The organism is Streptomyces sp. NPDC004561 (genome assembly GCF_053602155.1).
The window spans coordinates 1-5,461 of sequence record NZ_JBSGDB010000544.1 but is presented as its reverse complement, the minus strand read 5'-3'; the positions used below and the strand labels follow the sequence as shown (position 1 = coordinate 5,461).

At 71.2% G+C, this 5,461-nt stretch carries 3 protein-coding genes; all 3 read right to left on the bottom strand.

Annotation, left to right across the window (positions count from 1 at the left end):
- Positions 1–1,271 (bottom strand): M4 family metallopeptidase (locus ACWEN3_RS40280; protein ID WP_452981840.1); only part of this gene is annotated, 1,271 nt, incomplete at its 3' end.
- 251 nt (positions 1,272–1,522) lie between these two features.
- Positions 1,523–3,589 carry a M4 family metallopeptidase gene (locus ACWEN3_RS40275; RefSeq protein ID WP_452981838.1) on the bottom strand — a complete coding sequence of 689 codons (2,067 nt, stop codon included), beginning with the start codon at positions 3,587–3,589 and terminating at the stop codon, positions 1,523–1,525.
- Between the two features lie 298 nt (positions 3,590–3,887).
- The coding region (locus ACWEN3_RS40270) for an ABC transporter ATP-binding protein (protein WP_452981836.1) at positions 3,888–5,461 on the bottom strand (1,574 nt) is incomplete at its 5' end.

The window sequence follows — 5,461 nt, the reverse complement described above, 5'->3', positions numbered from 1 at the left end:
CCGTTGATGTTGATCTTCTCGCCGATGAGGTAGTCACCGGGGTCCGAGGCGTTGTTGGCGTAGAACTCCACGCCGGTGCCCATGATGTCGCTGGTCGCCTCGTTGAGGCCGCCGGACTCGCCCGAGTAGTTCAGGCCCGCGGTGTTGGAGGTGACGCCGTGGCTCATCTCGTGGCCGGCCACGTCGAGCGAGGTCAGCGGGTGGGTGTTGCTGGTGCCGTCGCCGTAGGTCATGCAGAAGCAGCCGTCGTCCCAGAAGGCGTTGACGTAGCTGCTGCCGTAGTGGACGCGGGAGTAGGCGCCGACGCCGTCGTTCTTGATGCCGCTGCGGCCGAAGGTGTTCTTGTAGAAGTCCCAGGTCTCCTGTGCGCCGTAGGCGGCGTCCGCGGCCGCGGTCTGGTCGGAGGAGGAGCTGGAGGCGGTGCCGGTGCCGAAGACGTTGGTCGAGCCCGAGACCAGGGTGCCCTTGCCGGACGTCTTGCGGGCCAGGTTGTACGTCTTGTGACCGCCCCGGGTGGCGTCGGTCAGGTTGTACGACGAGCCCGACTGGGTCGTGGAGAGGCTGACGGCGCCCGAGTACAGCGTCTTGCCGGTGCCCGTCGCGTTCTCGATGCCCTGGTACTCGAAGAGCTTCTTGCCGGTGGCCGCGTCGGTGATGACGTGCAGCTGGTTCGGGGTGCCGTCGTCCTGGAGGCCGCCGACGACCGTCTCGTAGGCGAGGACGGGCGTGCCGGAGCCGGCCCAGATCACCTTGCGGGCGCCGTCCGCGGTGCTCTTGGCCGAGCCGAGCGTCCTGGCGGCGGACACCGCCTGCTTCTCGGCCTTGACGGCGGTGATCTGCGGCTTGAGCGAGGCCACCTTGATGGCCGCGTTGGTCGCTCTGGTGACGCCCTCCGTCCTGCCGGACCCGGCGGTGTGGACGACCAGGTCGCCGCCGAGGACCGGCAGGCCCCCGTAGGTGCGCTCGTAGCGGGTGTGGACGGTGCCGTCGACGTCCTTGACGACGTCCTTGACGACCAGCTTCTCCTTGGCGCCGAGGCCTATCTTGTGCGCGGTGTCGGCCGCGTCGGCCTGTGCCTGCTGGATCATCGAGGTGTGGGCGGCGACGGACAGCGCGGCCGGGGCGGCGGCCAGGGGCTTGGCGGCGGCGGCCTCGACCGGGGTCTGGGCGGAGGCGCTGGTGGCCAGTCCGGTGGAGATGAGGGCTCCGGCGGCGACAGCGGTGGCGATGGCCAGAGTGGTGCGCTTGTGACGCGCGTAGAGGGGGCTCACGCAAGCTCCTTCTCGTGGGGGAGTCCGGTCAGCGTGGGGTTACTGGCCGGAGAGTGTGGCGTTGGGAAGTTGCTGTGCTGCTGCGGCGGGTGGAGAGAGAGTGACATCAAGGACGCGTACATGTCAGGACCCTGAAGTGATGTTGGCTGGAAGCTGACTGTCCGATAAACGTTGCGGGGGTGTTAACGGGGGCCGCCCGGGGGTGCCGGACCCCCGGACGGCGCCGATTTACCAGGCCCGTGGCGTGTGGTTTACGGGAACGTCAGCTTCCAGTCGTTGAGCGTGCCCGTGTCGTATGTGGCCTGATCCTGCACCCTCAACTTCCAGGTTCCGTTGGCCGGTTCCGCGGCGGCGTTGACCGTGTAGGTCTGCTTGACGTTGTCCGCCGAGTCCGAGGAGCTGAAGTTCTTCAGCCGGTACGCGGTGCCGGACGGACCGATGAGGTCGATCACCAGGTCGCCGCGCCAGGTGTGCGTGATGTCGACGCTCACCTGGAGGTTGCCCGGCGCGTTCCCGGTCCTGCCGGAGACCGTGATGTCCGAGGTGACGGCGGGTCCGTTGTCCGGGATCGCCAGCGGCGTGTTGTTGTCGTACACGCTGCCGCCTCCGCCGCCACCCCCGCCGCCGCCGTCGGAGCGCGAACCGACCGCCACGCCCGCCCAGGCGTCCTGCACCGCCTTGTACTCGGTGCTGGTGGTGCCGTACAGCTCGCCCGCCGCCGCGAGGGTGCCGGTGCGGGCGCCCGCGTAGTCGGTGGTGGAGGTGAACTTGGTGGTGAGCGCCCGGTACCAGATCTGCAGCGCCTTGTCCCGGCCGATGCCGATGACCGGAAGTCCGTCCGCGGTGGGCGAGTCGTAGCTGACGCCGTTGATGACCTTGGCGCCGCTGCCCTCGCTCAGCAGGTAGAAGAAGTGGTTCGCGACGCCCGAGGAGTAGTGCACGTCGAGGTTGCCCACGCCCGAGTACCAGCTGTCGGCGGAGCCGCCGTCCTTGCTGGGCTTGTCCATGTAGCGCAGCGGGGTGCCGTCGCCGTTGATGTTGATCTTCTCGCCGATGAGGTAGTCACCGGGGTCCGAGGCGTTGTTGGCGTAGAACTCCACGCCGGTGCCCATGATGTCGCTGGTGGCCTCGTTCAGGCCGCCGGACTCGTCGCTGTAGTTCAGGCCCGCGGTGTTGGAGGTGACGCCGTGGCTCATCTCGTGCCCGGCCACGTCGAGCGAGGTCAGCGGGTCGGCGTCGTTGGAGCCGTCGCCGTAGGTCATGCAGAAGCAGCCGTCGTCCCAGAAGGCGTTCACGTACGAGTTGCCGTAGTGGACGCGGGAGTAGGCGCCGACGCCGTCGTTGCGGATGCCGCTGCGGCCGAAGGTGTTCTTGTAGAAGTCCCAGGTCTCCTGCGCGCCGTAGTGGGCGTCGGCGCCCGCGGTGGCCGCGTTGGACGTGGTCCCGTCGCCCCAGGTGTCGTTGGTCTGCGAGAACAGGGTGCCGGTGCCCGAGCTGCCGTGGTTCAGGTTGTACGTCTTGTGGCCGCCACGCGCCCCGTCGGTCAGCGTGTACGACGAGCCCGACTGGGTGGTGGTCAGCGTGACCTGGCCGCTGTACTGGGTGTTGCCGACGCCGGTCTCGACGCCCTGGTACTCGAAGAGCTTCTTGCCGGTGGCCGCGTCGGTGATGACGTGCAGCTGGTTCGGGGTGCCGTCGTCCTGGAAGCCGCCGACGACCGTCTCGTACGCCAGCACCGGCGTGCCGCTCGCCGCCCAGATCACCTTGCGGACGCTGTCCGCGGCCGACTTGGTGCCGCCGAGCGCCTTCGCCCGTCGCACGGCCTGCTTCTCGGCCGCGGCCTTCGGCACGGCCGGGGTGAGGCCGGCGATCTTCAGCGTGGCGCGGCCGGCGCGGATGACCTCCATGGTCTTGCCCGACAGGCTGTCCACGATCAGGTCGCCGCCGAGCACCGGCAGGCCCGCGTAGGTGCGCTCGTAGCGGGTGTGGAGGGTGCCGTCGGCGTCCTTGACGACGTCCTTGACGACCAGCTTCTCCTTGGCGCCGAGGCCGATCGACCGCGCGGTGGCGGCCGTTGTGGTGTCGGCCTGGCGTATCAGCTCCGCGCGCTGCGAGGGCGTGAGCCGCAGGGCCGCGTGGGCCGGGTCGACCTTGCCGGCCCCCGCCTCGGCCGCCGGTGCGGCGCTGGCCGCGCCGGACTGGACGGCGGCGGCGATCAGGGCGGCGACGCCGGCGAGGGCGACGGTGGCCGTCCGGCGGTGGGAAGTGGGGCGGTGCGGGGTGTGGGAGGTGCGTCCGCGAGAGGAATTGCTTCTCAACACTGACTCCTTCTGCGTGACCGCGGGTCGCGCGGCCAGGGGAGACCGGACGGGTGGTTGGGGCGTCCGGGCAGAACTGGGCGTTACGCGGAACCATGTGCGGGGCCGCCCACTGCGGGTGGGGGATGAAGCTGTGGGGGCGCTGTGGGACGGCCGTGGGAAGAGTGGCAGGGATCGCCGCCATATGTCAGGGTCGCGTCACAAATTTGGCCGGAAATGGTTCGTTGACCGGATGTTCATGTTCGGTATGCGAACCGTTGGTGGCGGGGTTCTGCCCGTCCTGCCGGGACGGGCGGGACTACGGCCGGGCCGGTCGCGTGGGATCTCCGTGCCATGTGCGCCACAGGGCCGCGTACGCCCCGTCGGCCGCCACCAGGTCCTCGTGGGTGCCCAGTTCCGTCAGGCGGCCGTCCTCCATCACCGCCACGCGGTCCGCGTCGTGGGCCGTGTGGAGGCGGTGGGCGATGGCGATGACCGTGCGGCCCCGGAGGACGGCGGCGAGGGCGCGTTCGGTGTGCCGGGCCGTCGTCGGGTCGAGCAGCGCGGTCGCCTCGTCGAGGATCAGGGTGTGCGGGTCGGCGAGCACGACCCGGGCGAGGGCGAGTTGCTGCGCCTGCGAGCCGTCCGTCGCCCGGCCGGCCGTACCCAGGCGGGTGTCGAGGCCGTCCGGCAGGTCCCGGACCCAGTCGTCGGCGCCCACGGCCGCGAGGGCCGCCCACAGGTCCGCGTCCGCGGCCGTGGGCTCGGCGATGAGCAGGTTGTCGCGGACCGTGCCCAGGAACACATGGTGCTCCTGGGTGACCAGGACGACCTGGCGGCGCAGCAGTTCCGGCGCCAGCTCGGCGACCGGCACCCCGCCCACCGTCACCGTGCCCGACCCGGGCCGGTCGACGCCCGCGAGCAGCCTGCTGAGGGTCGTCTTGCCCGCGCCCGAGGGACCCACCACCGCCAGGCGCTCCCCGGGCCGCACCGTCAGGTCCACCCCGCGCAGCACCTCGCCACCGCGCTCGTAGGCGTACCGCACCCCGCGCACGTCGATCCGATCGTCCGCCGGGACCGCGCCGCCGTCCTCCGGCGCCGAGCGGGGCGCCTGCGCCAGCCCCTCCACCCGCGCGAACGAGGCGCCGCTGCTCTGCAGTTGCTCCACCCGCATCAGGATCTGGTCCAGCGGCTCGACGAACTGCCGCAGATACAGCGCGGCCGCCACCACCGCGCCGATCCCGACCTCGCCGCGCGCGTGCAGCCACCCGCCGAGCAGCAGCACCCCGACCACGGGGACGGTGTACGTCACCTCGACCGCCGGGAAGAACACCGTCCGCAGGAACAGGGTGTGGAAGCGGGTCACGCGGGACCTCTCCAGCGCGTCCCGGCTCGCCGCGATCCGCCGCCCCCGCAGCCGGAACGCCTCGACGGTCCGGGCGCCGGCCGCCGTCGACGCGACGATCTCCGCGACCTCGGAGGTGGCCGCGCCCTCGGCGAGATAGGCGTCCCGGGCGCGCCGCAGGTACCAGCGCAACACCAGCCAGATCGGGGTCAGTCCGAGCAGCCCGAGGGCGCCGAGCAGCGGGTCGAGCGCGAACACCGCGCCGAGCACGAACAGCGCCTGCACGGTGCAGACCAGCAGCTCCGGACCGACGTCCCGCAGCGTGGTGCCGACGGTCGCCACGTCCGCCGTGCCGCGCGCGGTCAGATCGCCGGTGCCGGCCCGTTCCACCGCGGACGCGGGCAGCGCCAGCACCCGCTCCACGTACTCCTCGCGCACCCGGGCCAGCGTCCGCTCCCCGAACCGGTGCCCCACATAGCGGGGAGCGGCAACGCGATACCGTGGCGTTCCTTTTCCCCACATGATCCTCGTGGCCGCCCTGGAGGTTC